The 24,800-nt window shown below is 59.1% G+C and carries 21 protein-coding genes, 2 tRNA genes and 1 rRNA gene; 7 read left to right on the top strand and 17 right to left on the bottom strand.

Annotated elements, in window-relative coordinates; all coding sequences use genetic code 11:
• Positions 1-34: 34 nt before the first annotated feature.
• From V1471_RS18425 to V1471_RS18400, 6 genes are all read right to left on the bottom strand, one after another.
• Positions 35-110: transfer RNA gene (locus V1471_RS18425), tRNA-Ala, on the bottom strand.
• A gap of 24 nt (positions 111-134) precedes the next feature.
• Positions 135-211, bottom strand: a tRNA-Ile gene (locus tag V1471_RS18420).
• A gap of 156 nt (positions 212-367) precedes the next feature.
• Positions 368-1,835: ribosomal RNA gene (locus V1471_RS18415) — 16S ribosomal RNA — on the bottom strand.
• Between the two features lie 787 nt (positions 1,836-2,622).
• Positions 2,623-3,720: a quaternary amine ABC transporter ATP-binding protein gene (locus V1471_RS18410; RefSeq protein ID WP_434290712.1), complete on the bottom strand. Its 1,098-nt coding sequence runs from the start codon at positions 3,718-3,720 to the stop codon at positions 2,623-2,625.
• The gene (locus tag V1471_RS18405; protein WP_434290710.1) at positions 3,713-4,603 is read right to left on the bottom strand and encodes an ABC transporter permease; all 891 of its coding nucleotides are present in this window, start codon (positions 4,601-4,603) and stop codon (positions 3,713-3,715) included. The genes V1471_RS18410 and V1471_RS18405 overlap by 8 nt, the downstream gene beginning before the upstream one ends.
• A 75-nt stretch (positions 4,604-4,678) precedes the next feature.
• Entirely contained in the window at positions 4,679-5,692 is a 1,014-nt protein-coding gene (locus tag V1471_RS18400; RefSeq protein ID WP_434290708.1) for a glycine betaine ABC transporter substrate-binding protein, read from the bottom strand.
• Between the two features lie 350 nt (positions 5,693-6,042).
• Between V1471_RS18400 and V1471_RS18395 the strand changes: the two genes are divergently transcribed.
• The 4 genes from V1471_RS18395 (at position 6,043) to V1471_RS18380 (ending at position 10,109) form a co-directional block, all read left to right on the top strand.
• On the top strand, positions 6,043-7,830 hold the full coding sequence (locus tag V1471_RS18395) for an ABC transporter transmembrane domain-containing protein (RefSeq protein ID WP_434290706.1): 1,788 nt from the start codon (positions 6,043-6,045) through the stop codon (positions 7,828-7,830).
• A gap of 76 nt (positions 7,831-7,906) precedes the next feature.
• A complete protein-coding gene (gene lysM, locus V1471_RS18390) occupies positions 7,907-8,329 on the top strand; it encodes a peptidoglycan-binding protein LysM (RefSeq protein WP_434290704.1) in 423 nt (140 codons plus the stop codon).
• Between the two features lie 185 nt (positions 8,330-8,514).
• Positions 8,515-8,796: a hypothetical protein gene (locus V1471_RS18385; RefSeq protein ID WP_434290702.1), complete on the top strand. Its 282-nt coding sequence runs from the start codon at positions 8,515-8,517 to the stop codon at positions 8,794-8,796.
• Between the two features lie 38 nt (positions 8,797-8,834).
• Entirely contained in the window at positions 8,835-10,109 is a 1,275-nt protein-coding gene (locus V1471_RS18380) for a DUF2254 domain-containing protein (RefSeq protein ID WP_434290700.1), read from the top strand.
• On the opposite strand, the gene V1471_RS18375 is transcribed toward V1471_RS18380, so the two are convergent.
• Both V1471_RS18375 and V1471_RS18370 read right to left on the bottom strand, forming a co-directional pair.
• A complete protein-coding gene (locus tag V1471_RS18375; protein ID WP_434290698.1) occupies positions 10,099-11,502 on the bottom strand; it encodes a hypothetical protein in 1,404 nt (467 codons plus the stop codon). The two genes, V1471_RS18380 and V1471_RS18375, sit on opposite strands and share 11 nt — an antisense overlap.
• 20 nt (positions 11,503-11,522) lie before the next feature.
• Positions 11,523-12,641, bottom strand: coding sequence for a beta-ketoacyl-ACP synthase III (locus V1471_RS18370; RefSeq protein ID WP_434290697.1), 1,119 nt, complete (start codon positions 12,639-12,641; stop codon positions 11,523-11,525).
• 241 nt (positions 12,642-12,882) lie between these two features.
• On the opposite strand from V1471_RS18370, the gene V1471_RS18365 reads away from it, so the two are divergent.
• Entirely contained in the window at positions 12,883-14,781 is a 1,899-nt protein-coding gene (locus tag V1471_RS18365) for an acyl-CoA synthetase (protein WP_434290695.1), read from the top strand.
• 281 nt (positions 14,782-15,062) lie between these two features.
• Positions 15,063-15,281, top strand: coding sequence for a hypothetical protein (locus V1471_RS18360; protein ID WP_434290693.1), 219 nt, complete (start codon positions 15,063-15,065; stop codon positions 15,279-15,281).
• Between the two features lie 5 nt (positions 15,282-15,286).
• On the opposite strand, the gene V1471_RS18355 is transcribed toward V1471_RS18360, so the two are convergent.
• The 4 genes from V1471_RS18355 to V1471_RS18340 are packed head-to-tail and all read right to left on the bottom strand — an operon-like array spanning position 15,287 to position 19,219.
• Positions 15,287-16,051, bottom strand: coding sequence for an SDR family NAD(P)-dependent oxidoreductase (locus tag V1471_RS18355; protein ID WP_434290692.1), 765 nt, complete (start codon positions 16,049-16,051; stop codon positions 15,287-15,289).
• The gene (locus V1471_RS18350; protein WP_434290690.1) at positions 16,048-16,977 is read right to left on the bottom strand and encodes an SDR family oxidoreductase; all 930 of its coding nucleotides are present in this window, start codon (positions 16,975-16,977) and stop codon (positions 16,048-16,050) included. Before V1471_RS18350 ends, V1471_RS18355 begins: the two co-directional genes overlap by 4 nt.
• Positions 16,974-17,876 carry a bile acid:sodium symporter family protein gene (locus V1471_RS18345; protein ID WP_434290688.1) on the bottom strand — a complete coding sequence of 301 codons (903 nt, stop codon included), beginning with the start codon at positions 17,874-17,876 and terminating at the stop codon, positions 16,974-16,976. Before V1471_RS18345 ends, V1471_RS18350 begins: the two co-directional genes overlap by 4 nt.
• A complete protein-coding gene (locus V1471_RS18340) occupies positions 17,873-19,219 on the bottom strand; it encodes a flavin-containing monooxygenase (RefSeq protein WP_434290686.1) in 1,347 nt (448 codons plus the stop codon). Before V1471_RS18340 ends, V1471_RS18345 begins: the two co-directional genes overlap by 4 nt.
• Positions 19,220-19,351: 132 nt before the next feature.
• Here V1471_RS18340 and V1471_RS18335 point away from each other — a divergent pair, with 132 nt between their 5' ends.
• Positions 19,352-19,954 (top strand): TetR/AcrR family transcriptional regulator, encoded by a 603-nt coding sequence (locus V1471_RS18335; RefSeq protein WP_434290685.1) that lies wholly within the window; start codon positions 19,352-19,354, stop codon positions 19,952-19,954.
• Between the two features lie 6 nt (positions 19,955-19,960).
• Here the strand turns inward: V1471_RS18335 and V1471_RS18330 are convergent, their stop codons facing one another.
• The 5 genes from V1471_RS18330 to V1471_RS18310 all read right to left on the bottom strand — a co-directional run bounded on the left by V1471_RS18330 (position 19,961) and on the right by V1471_RS18310 (position 24,794).
• Entirely contained in the window at positions 19,961-20,482 is a 522-nt protein-coding gene (locus V1471_RS18330; RefSeq protein WP_434290683.1) for a GNAT family N-acetyltransferase, read from the bottom strand.
• A 176-nt stretch (positions 20,483-20,658) separates the two neighbouring features.
• On the bottom strand, positions 20,659-22,302 hold the full coding sequence (gene groL / locus V1471_RS18325; RefSeq protein ID WP_434290681.1) for a chaperonin GroEL: 1,644 nt from the start codon (positions 22,300-22,302) through the stop codon (positions 20,659-20,661).
• Between the two features lie 39 nt (positions 22,303-22,341).
• On the bottom strand, positions 22,342-22,629 hold the full coding sequence (gene groES / locus V1471_RS18320) for a co-chaperone GroES (protein WP_066705114.1): 288 nt from the start codon (positions 22,627-22,629) through the stop codon (positions 22,342-22,344).
• A 455-nt stretch (positions 22,630-23,084) separates the two neighbouring features.
• Positions 23,085-23,780 (bottom strand): FRG domain-containing protein, encoded by a 696-nt coding sequence (locus V1471_RS18315; RefSeq protein ID WP_434290680.1) that lies wholly within the window; start codon positions 23,778-23,780, stop codon positions 23,085-23,087.
• A gap of 291 nt (positions 23,781-24,071) precedes the next feature.
• Positions 24,072-24,794, bottom strand: coding sequence for a DUF2161 domain-containing phosphodiesterase (locus V1471_RS18310; RefSeq protein ID WP_434290678.1), 723 nt, complete (start codon positions 24,792-24,794; stop codon positions 24,072-24,074).
• Positions 24,795-24,800: the final 6 nt, after the last annotated feature.

Raw genomic sequence — 24,800 nt, 5'->3', positions numbered from 1 at the left:
ATCTCAGTGCTTGCTGATGTAATCTTAGTGGTAATGGTGGAGCCTATCGGGATCGAACCGATGACCCTCTGCTTGCAAAGCAGATGCTCTCCCAGCTGAGCTAAGGCCCCATACTCGCTGTTTCAGCGAATTAGTGGTGGGTCGAGGAGGACTTGAACCTCCGACCTCACGCTTATCAGGCGTGCGCTCTAACCACCTGAGCTACCGACCCAAGTCCAGACCGGTAGGTCTGTGATACTTTACGAAGAGATATGAGGACGGCCTGGCCGAGTTTGATCAACTATTGTTGATCTATGCTACTATGTAGCTGCTAAGTGTTTCACGTCGAGAGAAAGTAAACTTTCTCGGGAGCTAGAAACATCCTTAGAAAGGAGGTGATCCAGCCGCAGGTTCCCCTACGGCTACCTTGTTACGACTTCACCCCAGTCGCTGAGCCTACCGTGGTCCGCTGCCCCTCCGAAGAGTTAGCGCACGGCCGTCGGGTAGACCCAACTCCCATGGTGTGACGGGCGGTGTGTACAAGGCCCGGGAACGTATTCACCGCGTCATGCTGTTACGCGATTACTAGCGATTCCGACTTCATGGGGACGAGTTGCAGACCCCAATCCGAACTGAGACATCTTTTGGAGATTAACTCACTGTAGATGCCATTGTAGCACGTGTGTAGCCCAACCCGTAAGGGCCATGAGGACTTGACGTCATCCACACCTTCCTCCCGCTTATCACGGGCAGTTTCCCTAGAGTCCCCGGCCAAACCGCTGGTAACTAAGGATGTGGGTTGCGCTCGTTGCCGGACTTAACCGAACATCTCACGACACGAGCTGACGACAGCCATGCAGCACCTGTCACTGATCCAGCCGAACTGAAGGAAAAGATCTCTCTAATCCGCGATCAGGATGTCAAGGGTTGGTAAGGTTCTGCGCGTTGCTTCGAATTAAACCACATGCTCCACCGCTTGTGCGGGCCCCCGTCAATTCCTTTGAGTTTTAATCTTGCGACCGTACTCCCCAGGCGGAATGCTTAATCCGTTAGGTGTGTCACCGACAAGTATACTTGCCGACGACTGGCATTCATCGTTTACGGTGTGGACTACCAGGGTATCTAATCCTGTTTGCTCCCCACACTTTCGCACCTCAGCGTCAGTATCGAGCCAGTGAGCCGCCTTCGCCACTGGTGTTCCTCCGAATATCTACGAATTTCACCTCTACACTCGGAATTCCACTCACCTCTCTCGAACTCAAGACATCCAGTATCAAAGGCCGTTCCGGGGTTGAGCCCCGGGATTTCACCTCTGACTTAAATATCCGCCTACGCGCGCTTTACGCCCAGTAATTCCGAACAACGCTAACCCCCTCCGTATTACCGCGGCTGCTGGCACGGAGTTAGCCGGGGTTTCTTTACCTGCTACCGTCATTATCTTCACAGGCGAAAGAGCTTTACGACCCTAAGGCCTTCATCACTCACGCGGCATGGCTAGATCAGGGTTGCCCCCATTGTCTAAGATTCCCCACTGCTGCCTCCCGTAGGAGTCTGGGCCGTGTCTCAGTCCCAGTGTTGCTGATCATCCTCTCAAACCAGCTATAGATCGTAGGCTTGGTAGGCCATTACCCCACCAACTACCTAATCTAACGCGGGCCGATCCCTTGCCGATAAATCTTTCCCCCGAAGGGCGTATACGGTATTAAACCCAGTTTCCCGGGACTATTCCGTAGCAAAGGGTACGTTCCCACGCGTTACTAACCCGTCCGCCACTAAGCCCGAAGGCTTCGTTCGACTTGCATGTGTTAGGCCTGCCGCCAGCGTTCGTTCTGAGCCAGGATCAAACTCTCAAGTTGAAAGCATATTACTATGCTAACCTTGACGTCGAACCTCTGCACATCACTCCTGAAACCGGCTAAGGTTCCAGGAAACTGTTTCTCGTGCTTGGTACCAAAAGATACCGAAAGCCGACAAACAGTGAAGCTGACACTCTATCATCGAACCTGAGTTCTAAGAGTGCGATATACAGACGTTCTTGTCGTTAAGACCAAACCGCCCACATATCTCTTCGTTCATCTATCAATTTCAAAGAGCCAGAGACAAAAACCAGACCAGTGCGCCCTAACTTACGGCGCGCCCGCCCAGATCTGCCTCAAATTTTCTGCCTCGCTTCCCGTCCAAGAAACCCTTCCGAGCATCCCGGCCAGTCCGTCTGGCGCCCCGTGCCGCGCTGTCTGCGCCGCCGGTGAAGGGGGTTCTAAGGCTTACGACTGAGGGCCGCAAGTGCTTTTTTCAAAAAAAGCATGCACCCCCCACAGTTTTTCCCCAAACACCTTATTTTATTGGCATCGCAGCATGTTTTTTCTGCATCGGCGAACCCACACCAACGGGGTTTCGGGGCAATTTCGATGAATCACCTCGATGAATCGCGGCCTCTCGCGTGTCGCTTTTCGCCTTGCGGGTGCAAATCAGCTCAAATTGCCCCTGCGTAAGGCGAGTGATTTTCCTGAATCACCCCGTGTCAGATGCGACTCGCCCCGACTCGTCATCCATTTTTCCCGCCTCATATGACACGGAGATGAATCCCCATGAAAAAGGGCGAGGTTTCCCCCGCCCTTTGCCGTTCCCGCTCCAGCACGCCGTTTATGCGTAGCGCACATCCTCGTCGCTGTCGCTTTCCAGCGGCTTCAGCGCATTGATCGCATCGTCGAGCGACACCGCCCCCAAGGGTTCCCCCTTCATCGACACCACCGGACATTTGCGATCCGGCGCGCGGGTGAGTTTCGGCAGCGCCTGCTCGATGGACATCCCGCCCTTGAGCGTCGCCCCCTGCCCTGTCTCGCCTTTCCTCGCAATCGAACGCAGGCGCACGACCTTGGCGCGGTTGATGTCGCGGATGAAGTCGGTGATGTAATCGTCCGCCGGCTTCATGATGATGTCCTGCGGATCGCCGGACTGAACGATCTCGCCATCGCGCAGGATCGCGATCTGGTCGCCGATGTTCAGCGCCTCGTCGAGATCGTGGGTGATGAAGATGATCGTCTTGTGCAGCTCCTCCTGCAATTCGAGCAGGATCGACTGCATATCGGTGCGGATCAGAGGATCGAGCGCTGAGAAGGCTTCGTCCATCAGGAGAATGTCCGCATCCGTCGCCAGAGCACGGGCCAGACCCACACGCTGTTGCTGACCACCGGAAAGCTGCGAAGGATATTGATCCTCGAACCCGGCAAGCCCGACCCTATCGAGCCATTTGCGTGCGCGCTCCTCCGCCTCTTTGCCATCGACGCCCTGAATCTCCAGCCCGTACATCGCGTTTTCCAACACGGTGCGGTGCGGCAGCAGGCCGAATTTCTGAAACACCATGGACATCTTGAAGCGCCGCAGGTCGCGGAGCTGCTTGGCATCCATCGCCAAGACATCCTCCCCGTCGATCCAGATCTCGCCGGAGGTCGGCTCGATCAGGCGGTTGAGGTGGCGGATCAGCGTCGACTTGCCCGACCCGGACAGGCCCATAATCACCTGAATCCCCTTGGCGGGAATATCGAGGTTGATGTTGTTGAGGCCCAGCGCATGGTTGTGCCGATCCATCAGCTCCGGTTTCGTGGTGCCACCTTTGACATGATCCAGAGCGCCAGAGGGGTCTTCGCCGAAAATCTTGTAAAGATTGCGGATCGAGACTTTGACGTCTGCGTTCGGGGTCTCGCCCATCATATTTACATCAGTCATGCTCTGATCAGTCATGGCCGGTCTCCCGATAGGCTTGCAGGCGTTTGCCGTAAGTCTGGCTCACCCGGTCGAAGATGATGGCCAGCGCCACGATGGCCAACCCGTTCATCAGCCCCAGCGCCAGATACTGGTTGCCGATGGCCCGCAAGACCTGCGTGCCAAGCCCCTTCACCCCGATCATCGAGGCGATCACCACCATGGAGAGCGCCATCATGATCGTCTGGTTCACCCCGGCAAAGATATTGGGCAAAGCCAGCGGAATCTGAACCCCGAACAGTTTTTCACGCGACGAGGCCCCAAAGGCATCGGCCGCCTCCATCACATCCTTATCGACCAGACGAATGCCCAGATTGGTCAGACGCACAATGGGCGGAATGGCATAGATACAGACCGCGATCAGCCCCGGCACCTTGCCAATGCCCAAAAGCATCACCACCGGGATCAGATAGACGAAAGACGGGATCGTCTGCATCACGTCGAGGATCGGCGTCACGATGGATTGCGCCCGGTCCGAGCGCGACATGAGAATGCCGATCGGAATGCCCACGGCAACACAGACCAATGTCGCGACCGTGATCATCGCCAGCGTCGCCATCGTGTCTTCCCACATGCCCATGAACCCGATGAGCAGAAGGGACAGCACGGCCCCGATGGTGATCTTCCAGCTGCGTGCGCCGAGCCATGTGATCAAAGCGATCACCAGAATGACAATCGGCCAGGGGGTGTGGGTCAGAACCTTCTCGAACCAGACGAGAAACTTGAGAAGGGGATTGAAGAAGGCCTCGAGCGCTTCGCCATAGGCGCGCGAAAAGGTGCGAAACCCTTCGTCGATCCCCTGCTTGAAGGCCGAGAGATCGCTCCGGCCCAGAGAGGGAAATTCAGTGAGAAACTCCAGCAAGTTTTCACTCCTATATATAGAGGGAAGGGCCCGCGAGGGTATCGCAGGCCCGAAATGATCAGAAATTCAGACGGATCAAAGTGCGTCCTTGACCTTTTCGGCGACCTCAGGGGTCACCCATTGGGTCCAGATGTCCTCATGTTTCTCAAGGAACTCATAAGCGGCATCTTCGCCGATGGCCTGATTGTCCGTCATGTAAACGAGCATCTCGTTCATCACCTCGCCCGGGAAGACCCGCGCCTTGAGGTAATCGAGCACACCTTCCGGCGCGATCTCCGGCACATCCTTGGTCACAACCGTAGAAACCTCGGACTTGGTCCAGCTCGACGGTTTCGGATCGGTGCATTCGTCCACCGATTTCACCATGCAGCCGTCCCAGTTCTCAGACCCCGCCCATTCGGTTTCGAACGGCAGGAAAACCAGATCGTATTTGCCGACCACGGCCGTCGGGTTCCAGTAATAGCCGAACCAGTATTCATCGCGTTCGGCTGCCTTGGCAATCGCGCCCTCAAGACCGGCGGCAGAGCCCGGATCGACCAGCGTCCAGCCTTTTTCTTCCATGTCGAAGGCCCGGAACATGTTGGCATTGGCTGGCTGACAGCCCCAACCCGACGGACAGCCCATAAAGGCGCCTTTGCTGTCGTCTTCCACATAGGGGAAGAATTCCGGATGTTCGATCACCTTCTCGACCGTGTCGAGTTCCGGGTGATCTTTGGCAAATGCCGGCGTCACCCACCAACCTTCGCCAAGGCCCGTGATCGGACCGTCGAGCAGCTTGATCATACTGCCCTCTTCGACCGCCTTTTCAAGAGGTTCGCGCACCGCGTTGGTCCAAAGCTCCGGCGCGATCTGCGGTTCGCCTTTCTCGTTCATCGAGGCGAACAGCGTATTCGTGCCGCCGTTGATCAGTTCGACATCGCAGCCGAACCCTTCTTCGAGAATGATCGCATCCACATTGGCCATCAGCTCACCCGAGGCCCAGTTGAATTCAGCGACTTTCAAAGCACCACATTCCTCCGCCGCGAAAGCGCCGCCGGCCATGGTGCCCAAGGCCAGAAAACTGGCCGCAAATAGTTTATTGTTTTTCATAAGGGGGACTCCCGCTTACTTCGTGTGAGTTCTCCGATCCCCACGCTCTTGGCGTTTCAGGACCAGTCACCACCCCGAATTGGGCGATTTCTCCGCAGCATGCCGTTCGCTGCCCATCAAAGAGCGCCTCAAAGCCATCCTCGAAAACACGGGACATATATCAGGAGGCACGATCCGGCGGAGCGTGGCCGTAATCCAACATATCACGCCCCGTGATGCAACCGTGTTCCCGAAAACAACGGAAAACACCGGCCATTTGCCCGTCAGCCCCCACAAGAGTTGCGCCCTGCCCCTTGGCCCTCTATCAGTCAAACACCTTATACGCTCTTTAAATATACGAAGGACAGGACATGGCCGCCGACCGCACGCTTACGGATGCCGCTGACCGCGAGAAATCGAAACACATCGGTGCCTTGGGTGCGCTCTGGCCCTTCATCCGGCCCTACAAGGGGCTGATGGTCGCGGCCCTCGTCGCCCTCGTCATCACCGCCTGTATCTCCCTGATCCTCCCCGTCGCCGTGCGCAGGGTGGTCGACGGGTTCCAGAGCGCAGGCGTCGTGTTGCTCGACCAGTATTTCGGTGCCGCCCTGATGATCGCCGGCGCTTTGGCGCTCGGCACCGGCATGCGCTATTACCTTGTCACCCGTCTGGGCGAGCGCGTCGTGGCCGACATCCGCAAGGCGGTGTTCGACCGCATGATCCGCATGTCGCCCGCCTTCTACGAGCGCATCATGACCGGCGAGGTGCTGTCGCGCATCACCACCGACACCACGCTCATTCTCTCCGTCATCGGCTCCTCGATCTCCGTCGCTTTGCGCAACGCGCTCATCATGGTGGGCGGGCTGATCCTCATGCTCTTCACCTCGGCAAAGCTCACGGGGCTTGTCCTGTTGATCGTCCCAGTCGTGATCGTGCCGATCGTGGTTCTGGGCCGTCGCCTGCGCAAACTGTCGCGCGAGAACCAGGAATGGATCGCGTCGTCTTCCGGCACCGCCTCCGAAGCCCTTCTCTCCGCCCAGACCGTGCAAGCCTTCACCGGCGAAGCCCAACAGGCCGCGCGCTTCGACAGCGTGACCGAGAAAAGCTTCACCTCCGCCCACACCCGCATCAAAACCCGCGCCGTCATGACCGTGATCGTCATCGCGCTCATTTTCTCCGGCGTGGTCGGCGTGTTGTGGATCGGTGCCCGAGACGTGCGCACCGAAGCCATGACCATCGGCGAGCTGGTGCAATTCGTGATCTACGCCATCATGGTCGCGGGCGCCTCCGGTGCGCTGTCCGAGATCTGGGGCGAATTGCAGCGCGCCGCTGGCGCGACCGAACGCCTCGTCGAGCTTCTCTCTTCCGAGGACCCGGTCAAGGACCCCGCCGATCCGAAACCCTACCCCCTGCCCGCCAAAGGCGCGATCTCCTTCAAAGACGTGCGCTTCTTCTACCCCTCACGCCCGACGACGCCCGCCCTCGATGGTGTCTCCTTCGACATCCAACCCGGCGAAACCGTCGCCCTCGTCGGCCCCTCGGGGGCAGGCAAATCCACCATCATTCAGCTCCTGCAACGCTTCTACGATCCGCAGGAGGGCGTCATCTCCATCGACGGCATGCCACTCTCCGACATGGCCCGCGCCGACTTCCGGCGTCACATCGCGCTCGTGCCGCAGGACCCGGTAATCTTCGCCGCCTCCGCCGCCGACAACATCCGCTTCGGACGCCCTGACGCACCGATGGAAGAGGTGATCAAAGCCGCCAAGGCCGCCGCCGCCGATGAGTTCCTCGCGAAACTGCCCGAAGGCTACGACTCCTACGTCGGCGAGCGTGGCATCATGCTGTCGGGCGGGCAAAAGCAACGCGTCGCCATCGCCCGCGCCATCCTGCGCGATGCGCCGATCCTTCTGTTGGATGAAGCCACCTCTGCCCTCGATTCCGAGAGTGAGCGTGCCGTTCAGGCCGCCGTCGAAGACATGGCCCGCACCCGCACCACGCTGATCGTCGCCCACCGCCTCGCCACCGTGAAAAAAGCCGACCGCATCCTTGTGTTCGAGAACGGCGGGATCGTCGCCACCGGCACTCATGACGCCTTGGTGGCCGAGGGCGGGCTCTACGCGCGGCTCGCGAAACTTCAGTTCACCAACGGGGAGTAACCCGGAAATTTCCCGTTTTCATTTGGTTACATAAGGCGGATAGTCTCAGACAAACCCTTATGACAGGAGATGAGTGATGGGACTTTTCAGCTTTGTGAAAGACGCGGGCACGAAGGTGTTCGGCAAAAAAGAAGAAGAACCGAACGCGGACGACCTTCTGGCCGAAATCAAAGCGCTCGGGCTTGAGGCCGAAGGCGTCGAAGTGGCCGTCGATGGCGACAAGGTGGTGATCGGTGGCACGGTCAGCGATCAGGCGACCAAGGAAAAGATCATTATGGCGGCGGGCAATGTCGCGGGCATCGCCGCTGTCGAAGACACCCTCGCAGGCGCAGACCCGGTGTTCCACGAAGTGAAAAAGGGCGACACGCTCTGGGCGATCTCCAAGACCGCGCTCGGTGACGGCAACCGCTACATGGAGATCTTCGAGGCCAACAAGCCGATGCTCTCCCATCCCGACAAGATCTACCCCGGCCAGATGCTGATCATCCCGCAAGGCTGATCCGGCAACACAGCCGATATATCCGAAGGGCGTCACATCTTGTGGCGCCCTTTTGCATTTGGCAAATATGCGCTTTGCTGTGCACCTCTCCGCCTATCGTTTCCTTTTGCGAAACAACAAGATGGTTGTTTCGTCGCAATCTGGATAATTTGCCCGCGTCGTAACGAGGAAACGGACCGCCCGCATTGGATGAGAGCACAAGACAGGATCGGCTCGAAGAACGGATCATCGCGTGCCTTCTGATCGAGCGGCAAAGCCCGTATGACGCGCTCAAAACGCTGATGGCGCAACCCGCTCCCCCCGATCCGATGGAAGCCGTCTTTGCCCTGATCACCGTGGGCGCCGATCTCTCCGGTTGGCACGAACCCGTGCTCCACGCGCTGTCGCACCGGTGTTTCGAGGCCGCCACCCTGTTCATCTGCGAGCTTTGGGCAGAAGGTTACCGCCTTGATCCGCCGGAAAGTTGAGCCATCATAAAAGGGACCCCAAAGGCATAAGGCATGAGATGCTCGACGTTTTGAGAAAACCCCTGTTGCTCTTCCGGCGCTATTATCACGCGCTCTGGCTCCGGGTGACGCTCTATGCGCTGATGTCGCTCGCCGTCTCGCTGATCACCCTTATCCTGCGCCGCTATATCCCCGAAGAACTCGCCCAGCGCATCGACACCGCTGCCGTGATGCCGGTCCTGACCATTCTCGCCTCGTCCATGCTGGCGGTCTCGACCTTTACCCTCAACGTCATGGTCAGCGCGCATACCTCGGCGGCCAATACCGCCACACCGCGCATTCACCGCCTGTTGTTGCAGGACACCACAACCCAATCCGTGCTCTCCGCCTTCATCGGCGCGTTTATCTTTGCACTGAGCACGATCATCCTGTTCCGCACGCAGGTTTACGGCGATGACGAGGCGGTGGTGGTGATGGCGCTCACCATTGTCGTCGTGGTGGTGATCATCATCGCCATGCTGCGCTGGATCGAGCATCTGAGCCAACTCGGCAGCCTCGACAACAGTCTCAATCTGGCCGAAACGGAAGCGCGGCGCAGCATGGCGGCGCTGCGCAAAGACCCTGCATTGGGGGCCAACCCTCTGACGCCCGAGACGATCCTGCCGGAGGCAACATCGCCGCTCCGCGCTCCGAAAACCGGCTATATCCAGTTCATCGACACGCGCGCGCTCAACAGTTGCGCAGGCGACCACGGGTTGGTCTATATTTTGCACCGCCCCGGCGCTTTCGTCCTCGAAGGCACGGCGCTCGCCCAGCTCTCCGGCATGTCGCCCGACAGCGATCTCGACGCCATGGCCCGCGCCTTCGTCATCGGCACAACCCGCACCCATGAGATCGACGCGGAGTTCAGCCTCAGCACCCTGTCGGAAATTTCCTCGAAAGCCCTCTCCCCCGGCGTCAACGATCCCGGCACCGCGATCGACGCCGTGACCCGGATGACCGCGCTGTTCTGGGAGGCCTCCCACATCGCGCCCACCGACACGGTGCGCGCGCCGCATGTCTTCTGCCCGCCGCCCTCGGCCTCGGCGCTCATTCAGGCGGCGTTTGCCGCCACCGCCCGCGACGGCGCCGGTCAGATCGAAGTCACCCGCACCCTGCGCCGCTGCCTTTTGTCCTTGACGGACGCGCCCGACCCGGAGATCGCCCGCGCCGCCCAAGACATGGCAGAGCGCGCGCTCGCATATGCGCAAAACGCCCTGCCGCTTGAGAGTGAGAAAGCGGAGTTGGAAAGCATCTCAGCTAAGAGCTTTTCAACCAGCCACTCTAAAGCTTAGAGAATGCTAAGGATTGTCCGCCCGTTTCCTCGCATCCGGAAGGTGTGCTTAAAGCATCTTCGTTGCAGGCCCAACGTGTAAGGCGATCAAAAGCCTCTTCAAGACGCTCCTTATCCTCCACCTTGTCGGCAAGGCCTTTCTCACCATAAAAAAGAAGCGTACCATACATAACTGACCGAGTTAAATGCTCAGCATCCCGTAGCTCCTGACCTAAGCCAGCTTCCACGGGAGACCGGTATCCATGCAACAACTTGGAGCGAAAATCGTATATTTTTCGAAATCTCTTCTCGAGTGTTTCAAGGTCATCCGTTTGAAATTGATACGACAGAGCCGCCCCACGTTTGACAAAAACACTGGTCTGATCTCTCTCCTTTGTCGTGATAAGAATGCGCTCCATAGCGGTCACATATTTTACGAGCCGTGAAGCCCTGAATTCATCGCGTACAGCTTCTCCATACCACGTCAGCGCATCTGTGAACCTTTGAGCATAAGGAGAAGCAGCCGGAATAGCATTCCCTTCTGTGAGAGCCAGCCCCATAAGGCCAAGCAACTCCTTCCACACATCCTCATTCCATTTCAGCCACCATTCTTGAGGGAACTTGTCAGTACGCCAATTTACAGACCAACTTGTCGAGAGTTCTCCAGCCTTGATCTTGAACAATCCCCGACGGTCCACTGAGAATTCAGGGCCCGCCATTCGTGAATGTCTGGTAAAACGACGTCCGAGCATGAGATGCACACAATCAAGTGACGTTTGCACCAACAATTTGGCGCGCTGACTAGATATAGCCTTATCACATTCCTCAATGTTAATTGAGGCCACCCAACCAAAAGAAGAATAATAGGTCTGTATATACTCGAGATCTTTTTGAGCTTCGTTGAGCTCCTTGCCGATATTAGAAAGATAATCCTCTTTGAGAGAAGCAATTTCATTTTCGAAAACTTCTCTCTTCATGAAACGCACAGGGCCGATAACAAACTCGTCAGGGGTCGGACTATCCCCCAAGTGACATGGCAAAAAATGTACCAAGTTCACCAGGTCTTTGGCCGCTTCCTTTATGGCCCAGCTTACGGCCCGATCCGCTTCTCTCTCTGAAACTTCACGTTTTTCAATCAAAAAGCGTGTGGTTATAGCTTGTTTCAAGTTGGACAGCACATTTTGTGGATCAACACGCCCAACATATCCGCTTCGTGAAAGCGCTCTTTCCGCTGTACGTTGCAAACGCCTCATTGCAACCAAACCAATCACATGCCAACCATGACCGTGAGCACCAGGAAGATGGCTCAATACATCGAATATGTCCATTTCTTGAGGTTTATCGGCCCCCATACTTGCGAAGCGCAAATATTCTTCCAGAACAAATTCGATATCCTCTTTGTTCTGATGGCCCACAATAGCCTCCTTTCAAAGTCCTAAAGCTTCTCCACCACCACGGAGCCCACCGAATAACCCGCCCCAAACGAGCAGATCAGCCCCAGATCGCCCGCGCTCATCCCGTCGTGATGCTGCGCAAAGGCAATGATCGAGCCAGCCGACGAGGTATTGGCATAGTCCTGAAGGATGTTCGGCTGTTCTTCCGGCTCCGGCGTGCGCCCCAGAACCTTCTTGCCGATATAATCGTTCATCGACTTGTTCGCCTGATGCAGCCACATGCGTTTGAGCCCGGTCGGGTCCTGGCCTTCCTCTTCCATATGCTGCGCGATGTGATGCGACACCAGCGGCAACACCTCCTTGAACACCTTGCGACCGTTCTGCATGAACTGCATGTCGCGTCGGTCTTCCATCTGGTCGTGCGCCCGGCGCAGGAAGCCGTTGTTGTTACGGATATTGTTGGAAAACTGCGTGGCGCAGCGGGTCGAGAGCACCTTGAACTGCGGCTTCGCAGCCACGTCCGAGGCCTCCAACAACACGGCAGTAGCCACATCGCCGAAGATGAAATGGCAATCCCGGTCGCGCCATTCGAGATGGCCGGAGGTGATCTCCGGGCACAGCACCAAAGCGCGCTTGATCGACCCTGCGCGGATCATGTCCGTTGCCGTCTGGATGCCGAAGGTCGCCGAGGAACAGGCGACATTCATATCAAAGGCAAAGCCGCCCGCCCCCAGAAGCGCCTGAATCTCCACGGCCATCGCCGGATAGGCGCGTTCCATATTGGACGCTGCGCAGAGGATCAGGTCAATATCCGCGGCCTCAATCCCACCCATCGCAAGCGCCTGCCCCGCGGCATCGACGGCCATCTCCGCCATCAGCGAAGGCTCCTCGTCCGAGCGTGGCGCATAGTGCGGGCACATCCGGGTCGGATCGAGAATCCCGTCCTTTTCCATCACATACCGCTGCTCTATACCCGAAGCCGCAAAGATGAACTCCGAAGAGGAATAGCTTTTCGCCTCCACCGTCCCCGCCGCGATCTCGTCTGCGTGTTCCGCATTGAAAAGATCGACATAGGCGTTGAACGACGCGACCAGTTCATCGTTGGAAATTGCATAGGGCGGCGTAAAAACACCCGTTCCGCTGATCACAACCTCTTTCATCGCACCGCTCCTTTGACGTATTCAGAGTGCGCGCACACTAGTCAGGCGCAAGGGGTTCGTCCACTGTTCCTGACCGGGCGATCTAAAATCTGACGTGGCGTCCAAGGGGGAATTTCGTCGCATGACGCTGCGTTTCTCGCCCCGGGGGTGCTCTTGCACGGTGCGGGGATTGCCCGCATCATGACCGCGAGGAGACGCACGTGCCGGAACGCACCGCACGGCGGCATAAGGGGAGGACAGCATGCCATCCGATTTCAGCTCGCTTCAGGCGCGCAACGCCATTGACGCGGAAATGCCGTGGGAAGACCGCGATGTGCCCGTCACGATCTACGAACGCCTTTTGAAAACCGCAAAGGCCTTCGGGGCGCGTCCGGCGTTTTCCTATCAGATCACCTCCGGTCCCAAGGACAAGGCGGAGACCCTGACCTGGTCGGAGACGCTTCACAAGACCACCCAAGCCGCGAACATGTTCCGCGCGCTCGGCGTCAGTGAGACCGATGTGGTCGCCTATATCCTGCCCAATGCCAACGAGACGGTGCTGACCTTCCTCGGCGGCATGGTCGCGGGGATCGTCAACCCGATCAACCCGCTTCTGGAACCCGAACAGATCGCCGCCATCCTGCGCGAGACCAATGCCAAGGTCGTGGTGACGCTGAAAAGCTTCCCGAAAACCGACGTGGCTCAGAAGGTTGCCGAAGCGGTGCGCCATGCGCCCAATGTGAACACCGTGCTTGAGGTCGATCTGCTGCATTACCTCACGCCGCCGAAAAAATGGATCGTGCCGTTCATCCGTCCGAAAAACGACGACGCGCGGGCGCATCACGCCGACATGCTCGATTTCAACACCGAGCTGGCGAAATATCCCGGTGACAAGCTCACCTTCGAAGACATCCGCGAAGACCGCGTCGCCGCCTATTTCCACACCGGCGGCACCACCGGCATGCCGAAAGTCGCGCAGCACAAATATTCCGGCATGATCTACAACGGCTGGCTCGGGTCGCGGCTTTTGTTCACCGAGCGGGACAATATCATGTGTCCGCTGCCGCTGTTCCACGTCTTCGCCTGTCAGGTGATCGTGATGAGCCAGATCGCCTCCGGCGCCCATGGTGTCTATCCGACCCCTGCGGGCTATCGCGGCGAGGGCGTGTTCGACAATTTCTGGAAACTCTGCGAGCGCTGGAAAATCTCCTTCATCATCACCGTGCCGACCGCCGTCTCGGTCCTGATGCAGCGCCCGGTGGATGCCGATATTTCCTCCGTCCGCATGGCCTTCTCCGGCTCCGCGCCGCTGCCCGTCGAGCTTTACAAACGCTTCGAACAAGCCGCAGGCGTCGAGATCGTCGAGGGCTACGGCCTCACCGAGGCCACCTGTCTCGTCTCCGTCAACCCGGTGGGCGGGCCGAAGAAAATCGGCTCCGTCGGCATTCCCTTCCCGCACACCGACGTGAAAATCCTGCGCCACACCGCCGAAGGTCCGGTGGAATGCGCCGTGGACGAGGTGGGCGAGATCTGTATCGACAGCCCCGGCGTCTTCCCCGGTTCGACCTATACCGAGAAGGACAAGAATCACGACCTGTTCCACCATGATGTCTATTTGCGCACCGGCGATCTGGGCCGGATCGACGCCGACGGTTATGTCTGGATCACCGGCCGCGCCAAGGATCTGATCATCCGCGGCGGGCACAACATCGATCCCGCCGAGATCGAAGAGGCACTCGCCGGACACGAAGCCGTCGCCATGGCCGGGGCCATCGGCCAGCCCGATGCGCATGCGGGAGAGCTGCCCTGTGTCTATGTCGAACTCGTGGAGGGAGCTTCCGTCACGGCGGACGAGCTGATGGCCTATGCCAAGGTTCACATCCACGAACGCGCCGCGATCCCGAAACATGTCGAGATCATGGACGAACTGCCGAAAACCGCCGTTGGCAAGGTGTTCAAACCGGATCTGCGCAAGCGGGCCATCACCCGCATTTACAACGCCGCTCTGGAGGCCGAAGGTCTCACCGCCCGCGTCACCCAGGTGATCGACGACAAGAAACGCGGCCTCGTCGCCCGGGTCGATCCTGCTGCCAAGTCCGAGGCCGATCGGCTTTCCCATGTGCTGGGCCGCTTCACCAACCCTTGGGAATGGGCCGAGTGACACAGAGATGAGACATGGGCTGACGGCCCGAAACGACATCGCAACAAAGCCCCGCTCCGGCGGGGCTTTGTCGTAGGCCGGAACCTCATGTCTTTAAAATTCGACGGTCTTTTCTGGCCTTTAATCGAATTTCAACCTTTCCCACGCCATGATTGTGCCCAGATCGCCGCCTAGCGTGGTCACCAACCCGCCGGAATATGCCGGAATATATGGAAACACCGGCCTCTTAACCCTTGAATCAAACGCCTAGACCCAAACGCTCTGAACGAAAGGACTGCGCCATGCTCGTCGGACTGCTTTCCCTCTCTTTGCTCACCGCAGCGCTCGCCACCGGACTTGGGCTGGGGATCGGCATGCCGCTTTGGCTCGGACTTGTGACCTTCCCGATGATCGGCAGTGTGACACTGCTCCTGCTGTCGGCCCTGCTCTACGGTCTGCGGGCGCAATCGCATGCCCCTGATCGCGCCACGCCCGCCGAAGGCGAACACGCCCTCGCCTGAGGCCTTTACTCCTCCCGGATATTGCGTGCCATCAGCCGCGCGAAAAGCCCCGGCCACACCCGGTTGAGCCAAAAGGACAGCCGCGCGACGCGCCCCACAGGAATGAACTCGCGGCCTCGCTCCAGGCCGCGCAAAATCTCCGTCGCGGCCTGCTCCGGCGTCATCGCATCGACCGTGTCCCGCGCCGATCCCGGTCGGCTTAGCCCGTCGCGTATCCCCGCCTGCCCCGGATTGGTCGCCACGAAACTCGGCGCCGCGATGACACAGCGCACGCCATGGGGCTTTTCCTCCGCCCGCAGCGATTTGAAAAACCCTTCGAGCGCATGTTTGCTGGCGGCATAGCCCGTGCGCCGCACCAGCGGGGAAAACCCCGCCACCGACGACATCGCCAGATGCGTCCCCCGCACCCGTCGCAGGTCCATGAGAAACGCCTGCGCCATATTCACCGCCGCGAAATAGTTGATTTCGAACAGCCTGCGGTGGCTCCCCTCCGACAGTTCGGAGAAGGCCCCGATCTGGGTCACACCCGCATTGTAGATCACGAGATCGACGCTCGGGACCGCCTGCCGGATCTCCGCACACACATGGCGCAACGCCGCCGCATCGGTCAGATCGCAGCCATAGGCCCGACGCCCCGGCACCTCTTCCAGCGCCTCAAGCGCAGGCCCCGGCAGATCGATCAGCACCGTCGCCCAGCCCCGCGCCCGCAGCCCCGCATCGAGCGCCCGACCGAGCCCCCCGGCCCCGCCGGTGATCACCGCCGTCTTCATAGCCCCGCCGCCTTGCGCCAGAGATCGAACACTTCCGCACTCGTAAGCTCCGGCACATAGCCGAACCGCTCTTTCAACGCGGTATTGTCGAGCACCGGACGATATTGCAGGAACCGCACCTGCTCCGGCCCGTAGCGCGACAGGCCCAGCGGATGCGCCACGGCCAAAGCCGCACGAATGGCCCAGGGCGACAGGCGCAACACAGGCTTGCCCAGCGCACGCGCCAGATCGGAAACGCCCAGCGCCCCGTCCCCCGCAACATTGTAGATCCCGACCGGCCCCTCGGCGATCGCCCGCGCCAGAATCCGCGCCAGATCGCGGGTCCAGATGAACACGAACGGGCTTTCCGAGCCGCTCAACGCCAAAAGCCGCGGTTTGTGAAACAGCGCAGTGATCTGGTTCTCAAGCCCCGCGCCCAGCACGGTCCCCACCCGAAACACCACCTGTTCGAACTCTGGCCGCGTGCCGCGCGCCTCCGCCAGCATCTCCTCGACCTGCCGCTTGTGATCTGAATAGGCGAACTCGGGATTGCCCCGCACCGGATCGCTTTCCCGAAGCGGCACCGGATTGTCGGCGTAATAGCCATAGGCCGCCCCCGACGAGGTCACCACCAGCCGCCGCACCCCATGCGCCAGGCAGGCGTCGAGAATGTTGCGCGAGCCGATGACATCCACCCGATGCGCCACCTCGCGCGTCGTCGGTGTGACGATGGAGGCAAGATGGATCACCACCTCCGGGCGCTCCGCCCCGATCACCCGATCCGGATCGCTTCCCCCGACATCGAGCGCCACGAACCGCATCCCCTCCGGCAGATCGGCAGGCGGGCGCAGATCGGTCGCGACGACCTCCATCCCCTTGCCCGCAAGCTCTGCCAAAAGCGCCGATCCCACCGCCCCGGCGGCCCCCGTCACCAGAACCTTGGTCATCGCACCGCCTCCGTCCGCGACCAGAGCCGTGCCAGAACAAGCCCCGAGATCGCATGCCAGACGCCCCAAAGTGCTGCGATCACCGCCATGCCGCCCAGGCCATGGAAAAACCCGAAAATGAGCACAAGCCCCAGACCCGAATTCTGAATTCCGGTCTCGATGGTGATCGCCCGCCGGTCATAGGGCGACACGCGCGCAAGGCGCGCCGTGGCATAGCCCCCCGCCAGCGCCACCGCATTGTGCAGAACCACGATCAGGATCACGTAGCGGGCGTAGTTCAGAAACACCGCCCAATTCGCCGCCAGCGCCAGCACGATGAAGCCGAGAAAGATCAGCATCGACAGGCTTTGCAGCGGGCGGCGGATCAGATGCGCAATCTCCGGTCGGTAACGATAGAGCGCAATCCCCGCCAGAAGCGGCAAAAGCAACATCAGGCTTACCGTGATCCCGATCCGAACCGGATCGATCGCCACCGCGCTCAGGATCTCCCGCGAAGGCGCGTAAAGCTGCCCCCAAAAGGCGATGTTGAGCGGCGTCAGGACAATCGCGCCCATGGTCGCACACCCGGTCATCGACACCGATAGTGCCGCGTTGCCGCCCGCGCGATGGGTGATGAAATTGGAAATATTGCCCCCCGGGCAGGCCGCCACGAGGATCAGCCCAAGCGCAATCGAGGCCTGCGGTTGCAGCACGAGGATCATCGCGAAGGTCAGCGCCGGCAGCACCACGAATTGCGACACAAGTCCGGCCAAAAGTGGCTTCGGCGCGCGCAACAGCCGGGCAAAATCCGATGGTTTGAGATCGAGCGCGACCGAGAACATGACAATCGCCAGAATGGCGTTCATCACCAGAAGCCCCGTGGGGCTGAAATTCAGAACGATACTGTCGAGATCCGTCATGCCGCCCCCTTCGACAGCGCCCGGATCCAGCCGGTGACGGCTTTGCGATAGGTCGCCTTGTCGACGTAATAGGCCATGCGCGCGAGTTTGAGATAGGCCACCCCGCCCGTCGCCCGCGCGTATCCGGCGGCTTTCTCGACCTGCAATTCGAGCGCCGACGTGCGCCCCTCCCGCAGCCCGCGAATATAGCGCGCCACCATCTCCGCCTGTTCATGCCGCCCCTGCCAGCCGAGCCCCGAGGCCTCCACCATGCCCAGCACGAAAAGATCGTCGCGCTCCGGGTGCATGCAATTGAGATAAAGATGCGGCGCGGCGCCCTGCCAGTTGAGCCACGCCTTGTCGATGAACGGATAGTGCAGCAGATAGCCCGTCGCGGTCAGGATCATGTCGTACTCGGCCTGAGAACCGTCGGTGAAATGCACCGTCTTGCCGTCGAGCCGCTCGATGTCGGGACGCACCTTAAGGTCGCCATGCCCGGCGTGAAACAGGATCAGCGAATTCACCACCGGGTGGCTCTCATAAAGCCGGTAGTCCGGTTTCGGAAAGCCGTATTTCTGTGGATTGCCGACGAACCATTTGAGCAGGAACCCGTCCACCCGACGCTTCAGCCACATCGGCAGGGTCACCGCCCCACCCAGCGTGTCGGCGGGCCGTCCGAACACGTATTTCGGCACGAAATAATAGCCCCGGCGCAGGGAAATATCGCAGCTCACCCCGTGATGAATCGCATCCACCGCGATGTCGCAGCCGGAATTGCCCGCCCCCACGATCAGCACCCGTTTGCCTGCGAATTGCTCCGGGCGGCGGTACTGGGCCGAATGGATGATCTCGCCGTCGAACTGGCCTTTGAACTGCGGGACATTCGGCTCCGACAATGTGCCATTGGCGATCAGGACGCCCGCAAATCGCGCGCTCTGCTCCTGTCCCTCCCCGTCGCGCCAGGTGACCCGCCAGCCGTCGCCGCTCTCCCCAAGCGGTTCGGCCTTGAGCACTTCGCAGTTGAACGCATAGTCGCGGTACAGGTCATAGGCCTTGGCAAACTCGCGGAAATACCGCGCCATTTCACGGTGCGACGGGTATTCCGCCACCTCCTCGCGCATCGGAAAATCGGTGAATTCCGTCATCGTCTTGGACGAGATCAGATGCGCGCTTTCATACATGGTCGAGCGCGGTGCCTCGATGTCCCAAAGCCCGCCCACGTCGGAATGCAGCTCAAATCCCTGAAAGGCGATCCCCTGTTCGCGCAGCACCTTGGCCATCGCCAGCCCCATCGGCCCGGCCCCGATCAGCGCATATGTCTCCGCCGTGGCGCCCGCAGGCGCCCCGTCCGTTTTCGCAGTCATTGATGTTCCTCCCTTTGGCATCCGAAGATGCCGTTTTAGATTGAACGACTGTTAAAAATAGCGCAAGATATTCTTATGGAGCCAATAAAAACCAAAGAAAATCAGAGACAACGCGCCCCAAGCCAGAGGTCTTTGGCGACCCGCGCGCGCATTCTTGACGCTGCGGAAACCCTGTTTTCCGAACGCGGTTTCGAGGGCGCATCGATTCGCGACATCGCGCGTGCGGCCGGCGTACAAGGGGCTTTGGTGAACCATCACGGCGGCAGCAAGGACGAGCTGTTCGCAACCCTCGTGACCCGGCGGGCGGAGGAACTCGCCCGGCTCCGCCTGGACGCGTTGGAGGGGATGATCCGGCAGGGCACACCGCACCTGCGTGGCATTCTCGGCTGTTTCATCACGCCGCTGCTCGACAAGGTCACGGGGGGCGATCCCGGCTGGCTGGCCTATGGTCGGCTGATCGCGCTGGTCTCCGCCGACGACCGATGGCGCGACCTGACGGAGCGCTGTTTCGATCCGACCGTAGCGCGGTTCATGCAGGAAATCCGCAAGCTGCGGCCCGACGCGGACCCGGTCCGGGTCGGCGCTTATTTCGTCTTCACCGTCTCGGCGATGCTGTCGGTCTGCACCTCGCGCTGGCGGATCGCGGCGCTGGCCGGGGAAGACCCGGCGCAGACCCTGACCGAAAGCCTGCTCGACTTCTGCGAAGCAGGGTTCGAGACCGCGACACGCGGCTGATCCGCCTCAGATCAGATCGTCCTCGCTCAGATGCGCATAGGCATCCGGGTAGATCAGCCTCTCATGCGCCATGCCGGTGCCCGGTGCGATCGGGTAGAGCAAGGTGTGCTGCGGCATCATCGTGGTTTCAAGGCGCGACGCCGCCAGCTTGGAGAACCCCAGGCGCGAGAAATACCGCGCCTCGCCGATCACGATCACCGCTTTCGCCCCCGCGCGCTTGGCATGCTCCATGCCCCGCACCACAAGCTCCCGCCCCATGCCGCGTTTGTGGTAGCTCGGCGACACGGCCAGAATCGACATCACCCACCAATCCTGCGGCAGAACCATCCGGGCACAGCAGATATAACCGAGAATCGCGCCTTTCTCGTCATAGGCCACGCGCTCCATCGCCATCGCCTGCTCCTTGCGCAATTCCTTGGCGAAACGGTACATATCCGGACCACCGAACGTGCTATCCAAAAGAATTGAAAGCGGAAGCTCATCGTTTTCCGTCAAAGCGCGTAAGTGCATTTCTTGCCCCATCGACATCAGGTCCTTCGTCAGCTTTGCAAATGCAGAAAGTTCAAGGCAAGAGAGAAGCTTTCCAGTCTCCCCCTCCAATGCCCTCTTCACCTGCTCGCCAAAATTTCATGCAACCGCACAACAAACAATCACAAAAAAAGGCTGCCCGCAGGCAGCCTTTTCATATCTTTATGACGGGGCGATTACATCATGCCGCCCATGCCACCCATGCCGCCCATGTCCGGCATGCCGGCACCAGCGCCGTCTTTCGCCGGCTTGTCGGCAACCATGGCTTCGGTGGTGATCAGCAGACCGGCAACCGAGGCCGCATCTTCCAGAGCGGTACGGGTCACTTTCGCCGGGTCGATCACGCCGAATTTGAACATGTCGCCATATTCTTCGGTCTGAGCGTTGAAACCGAACGCGGTGTCATCGGATTCGCGGACTTTACCGGCCACAACGGCCCCGTCCACACCGGCGTTTTCAGCGATCTGACGCAGCGGCGCTTCGATCGCCTTGCGCACGATGGCGATCCCGGCATTCTGATCGGCGTTCGCGCCTTCCAGACCTTCGAGAGCTTTCCCGGCCTGAACCAGAGCCACACCGCCGCCGACGACGATGCCTTCTTGCACGGCTGCGCGGGTTGCGTTCAACGCATCGTCCACACGGTCTTTGCGCTCTTTCACTTCCACTTCGGTCATGCCGCCGACCTTGATCACGGCCACACCGCCAGCGAGTTTGGCAACGCGCTCTTGCAGTTTCTCACGGTCGTAATCGGAGGTGGTTTCCTCGATCTGGGTGCGGATCTGAGCCACGCGGGCTTCGATCTCGGCCTTGTCACCAGCGCCGTCGACGATGGTGGTTTCGTCTTTGGAGATGGAGATTTTCTTGGCGGAGCCGAGCATGTCCATGGTGACGTTCTCGAGCTTCATGCCGAGATCTTCGGAGATCACCTGACCGCCGGTGAGGATCGCGATGTCTTGCAGCATGGCTTTACGACGATCGCCGAAGCCCGGAGCTTTCACAGCCGCGATTTTCAGACCGCCGCGCAGTTTGTTGACCACGAGGGTCGCCAGCGCTTCGCCTTCCACGTCCTCGGCAATGATGAGGAGCGGTTTCTGGGACTGGATGACCTGCTCGAGGAGCGGCACCATCGGCTGGAGCGAGGAGAGTTTCTTCTCGTGCAGCAGGATGATGCAGTCTTCCAGATCGGCAACCATTTTGTCCGGGTTGGTCACGAAATACGGGGACAGGTAGCCACGGTCGAACTGCATGCCTTCGACCACGGTGGTCTCGGTTTCCATGCCTTTGTTCTCTTCAACGGTGATCACACCGTCGTTGCCGACTTTCTGCATCGCGTCGGCGATTTGACGACCGATTTCGGTCTCGCCGTTGGCGGAGATGGTGCCAACCTGAGCGACTTCGTCGCTGTCAGCAACCGGACGCGCGGAGGCTTTGATCGCTTCGACGACTTTGAGGGTCGCGAGGTCGATACCGCGCTTCAGGTCCATCGGGTTCAGACCGGCAGCAACCTGCTTGAGGCCTTCTTTGATGATCGCCTGCGCCAGAACGGTCGCGGTGGTGGTGCCGTCACCGGCTTCGTCGTTGGTGCGGGAAGCGACTTCCTTCACCATCTGTGCGCCCATGTTCTCGAACTTGTCTTCGAGCTCGATCTCTTTGGCCACGGACACACCGTCTTTGGTGATGCGCGGGGCGCCGAAGGATTTTTCGAGAACCACGTTGCGGCCTTTCGGGCCGAGGGTCACTTTCACAGCGTCGGCGAGGATGTTCACGCCTTTGAGCATGCGGTTGCGTGCGTCGACGTCAAACTTGACTTCTTTAGCCATTGTTCACTCCGTAAATTCGGTTGGATGGGATCGGATGTCTCAGGCGATGATGCCGAGAATGTCCGACTCTTTCATGATGAGAAGCTCTTTGCCGTCCACGGTGATTTCCGTGCCGGACCATTTGCCGAAGAGGACGATGTCGCCCTCTTTGACGGACGGTGCGATCAGCTCGCCGCTGTCTTTGCGAGCGCCTTCGCCCACGGCAACGACTTTGCCTTCGGCGGGCTTTTCTTTCGCGCTATCGGGAATGATCAGACCACCTTTGGTCTTTTCGTCGCTCTCAACACGTTCGACCACAACGCGGTCGTGCAGCGGTTTGAATGCCATCTTCGAGGCTCCTTCGCTCAAAGTTTCAGGTTTGCATCCACCCTCTCGGGCGGGGATAAATCATGTGTTAGCACTCACCTCAGGAGAGTGACAACGACGCATAGTTAGGAAGGAGGTTGGAGTGAGTCAACAGGGGAGAGGGGGAAAAATTTTGGTGCGGCGGGGCGGGGGAATGTCGGGCAGCGCGGATAGAAAGAGGTAATCTTACTTTTCCGCTAAGAACAGGAGCACAGAGTCCGCTCTGCCAGTTTGTCTCGGTGCAGCGAACGTCCGCTCCCGCGACCAGCCACAAAAGTGTTAGAACCACGTAGGTTTGCCTTGAGGCTCTGTCTGGTCTAGTTTTCTGACGGAGGAACGACACGAGAGAAGGGTCAGAAACGACAGTTTTGGGCACAAAGGTAATGGCAGTAGTTTTTTTGGCAAACGTGTCGCACAGCGTACTTGCTCAAAAATGTCTACCCGAAAAACTTTCGACGGAGGTGGTGAGCAATCCCAACACTGTCAGGATAGATAGTGTAAGCGTTGATGTTTGCGTGTTCTAGAAATTCTCGCGCCTCTTCCTTGGCAGACGCAGGCAATAGTACTCTATCTACATGAGGCTTGTACCTCATCCCGAAATCGAATCCGTTGGTATTCGGCACCTTAAACCCAAATTGTTCAGTTCCATGAACTGTGAAGGTTCCATTTTGGGCAGAGATTCTTGGATTATGGAAGACCGCATCGACAGCAATTGGATTGGAGGGTTTGAATGGGTCTCCCTTCCAATATATATCTTTATAGGCGAATTTTCTTTCGCGGGCAGGAATTCTTACTATCTCGTTGATGTGGCTTTCCGCATTCAACGCAATCGGATCAAGCATGTAGATCACCGAGTGCTCATCGTCTTTGCCATCCAAGACTGCGAAACTAACGGCTATACCCAAAACTGTCGTCCAATCTAACAGTCTAGTAGGGATACCATAGTGCTGCATGTCCATAAGCAGCAACCAATCGTCGTCCTTTCGTCCATGTACGTTTTCCGCGAATTTTTCATACTCATCAAAGAGCCCGCGCTCGACTTCTGGCCCCTTATCATGACGAAGTAGCGAGGGAATTAGACTGTAGTCAGTGCTTGTGTGGCCTCGATACCAGACGGCGTCCGGATTTTTCATACGTCGGCGCCGTTTCCGTACATCTTGGAGGAACTCCGCCCAAGTCTCAGTCGTTGGTTCTTCAATTAGCTTCGGCATCGAGTATTTGCTGCCTTCAATTTCTGTACATTATAAATTGTTGCTCAATAGATGGTTGCTCAAAGCAAAACTGAATTCAAGACAAACATGAATGTTCGTTATGCCGGCGTAACAAAACCCATATCTTTTTAGCTCAAGCGAAATGACCATTTTGTCCCATCTTCGCGGAAGCCACGGTTCGTCGATCAGCAACCAACTCCGCAAAGCAGCCCTTCACCCCAACACCCCATAAACCCCCACTCCAACCTTCTCAAACCACCCATAATAATTCTCCCGCATCATCCGGGTGGCGTGTTTGACCCCCGTGGCCTTCGCCACCTCCGCCCCCTTCGACGGCCCATGCTCCAACAAATACGCCCGGCATTTCTCCGCATCCTGCCGATAGGCGGTCACACGCCCGCCCGCCGGAGTGCCACCCAAATTCGGGTCCCCCTCCCGGCGTTCGAATTCGGTCAACAACTTCCCCGCTTTCGCCTTATTCTTCCGCGGCACAAAAGCACGCGGCGCGTGATGCACCTGCACCGTACCTTCCGCCACATTCACCGACATCACCCCAAGCCCCAGCCGCTTGCACAGCCCAAGGTTCCCCTTGAACATCCGCCACGCTGCCTTGCCCTTCCAACGCGGCACCGCCAGATAGACCTGATCGCTCAAAGCCTGCCGCGCCACGCCCTGTTGCAACAGCAACAGCGAAAACCCGGTCTTCAGCTCAACGATCACCGTCTCCTCGCCCCGGACCGCCACCACATCCGCGTCCCGTACCTCGGCTTTCACGACATATCCCAGCCCCTCGAAATGGGCTTTCACGGGGGGATAAAGATCGGTTTCGCGCAGCTTGGTCATGTCCCAAGTGTTACAGCCAAGCCGTGAGCGCTCGCAAGGCGTGACAACCCATGCTGCACCGCCTATAAGGTCGCCGAAATCGCCAATATCCATGGGACA

The organism is Celeribacter sp. SCSIO 80788 (assembly GCF_051054295.1).
Classification (GTDB): Bacteria; Pseudomonadota; Alphaproteobacteria; order Rhodobacterales; family Rhodobacteraceae; genus Celeribacter.
This window is presented reverse-complemented; position numbering and strand designations above follow the sequence as displayed.

Excerpts from the sequence above, each read along its gene's own strand:
- V1471_RS18340 (WP_434290686.1), bottom strand. The coding sequence starts at position 19,219 with ATGACTGCGAAAACGGACGGGGCGCCTGCGGGCGCCACGGCGGAGACA.
- V1471_RS18315 (WP_434290680.1), bottom strand. The coding sequence starts at position 23,780 with ATGAAAAATCCGGACGCCGTCTGGTATCGAGGCCACACAAGCACTGAC.
- V1471_RS18395 (WP_434290706.1), top strand. The coding sequence starts at position 6,043 with ATGGCCGCCGACCGCACGCTTACGGATGCCGCTGACCGCGAGAAATCG.
- groL (WP_434290681.1), bottom strand. The coding sequence starts at position 22,302 with ATGGCTAAAGAAGTCAAGTTTGACGTCGACGCACGCAACCGCATGCTC.
- V1471_RS18355 (WP_434290692.1), bottom strand. The coding sequence starts at position 16,051 with ATGAAGACGGCGGTGATCACCGGCGGGGCCGGGGGGCTCGGTCGGGCG.
- V1471_RS18370 (WP_434290697.1), bottom strand. The coding sequence starts at position 12,641 with ATGAAAGAGGTTGTGATCAGCGGAACGGGTGTTTTTACGCCGCCCTAT.
- V1471_RS18330 (WP_434290683.1), bottom strand. The coding sequence starts at position 20,482 with ATGTCGATGGGGCAAGAAATGCACTTACGCGCTTTGACGGAAAACGAT.
- V1471_RS18365 (WP_434290695.1), top strand. The coding sequence starts at position 12,883 with ATGCCATCCGATTTCAGCTCGCTTCAGGCGCGCAACGCCATTGACGCG.
- V1471_RS18310 (WP_434290678.1), bottom strand. The coding sequence starts at position 24,794 with ATGGATATTGGCGATTTCGGCGACCTTATAGGCGGTGCAGCATGGGTT.
- V1471_RS18345 (WP_434290688.1), bottom strand. The coding sequence starts at position 17,876 with ATGACGGATCTCGACAGTATCGTTCTGAATTTCAGCCCCACGGGGCTT.
- V1471_RS18400 (WP_434290708.1), bottom strand. The coding sequence starts at position 5,692 with ATGAAAAACAATAAACTATTTGCGGCCAGTTTTCTGGCCTTGGGCACC.
- V1471_RS18380 (WP_434290700.1), top strand. The coding sequence starts at position 8,835 with ATGCTCGACGTTTTGAGAAAACCCCTGTTGCTCTTCCGGCGCTATTAT.
- V1471_RS18360 (WP_434290693.1), top strand. The coding sequence starts at position 15,063 with ATGCTCGTCGGACTGCTTTCCCTCTCTTTGCTCACCGCAGCGCTCGCC.
- lysM (WP_434290704.1), top strand. The coding sequence starts at position 7,907 with ATGGGACTTTTCAGCTTTGTGAAAGACGCGGGCACGAAGGTGTTCGGC.
- V1471_RS18410 (WP_434290712.1), bottom strand. The coding sequence starts at position 3,720 with ATGACTGATCAGAGCATGACTGATGTAAATATGATGGGCGAGACCCCG.
- groES (WP_066705114.1), bottom strand. The coding sequence starts at position 22,629 with ATGGCATTCAAACCGCTGCACGACCGCGTTGTGGTCGAACGTGTTGAG.
- V1471_RS18350 (WP_434290690.1), bottom strand. The coding sequence starts at position 16,977 with ATGACCAAGGTTCTGGTGACGGGGGCCGCCGGGGCGGTGGGATCGGCG.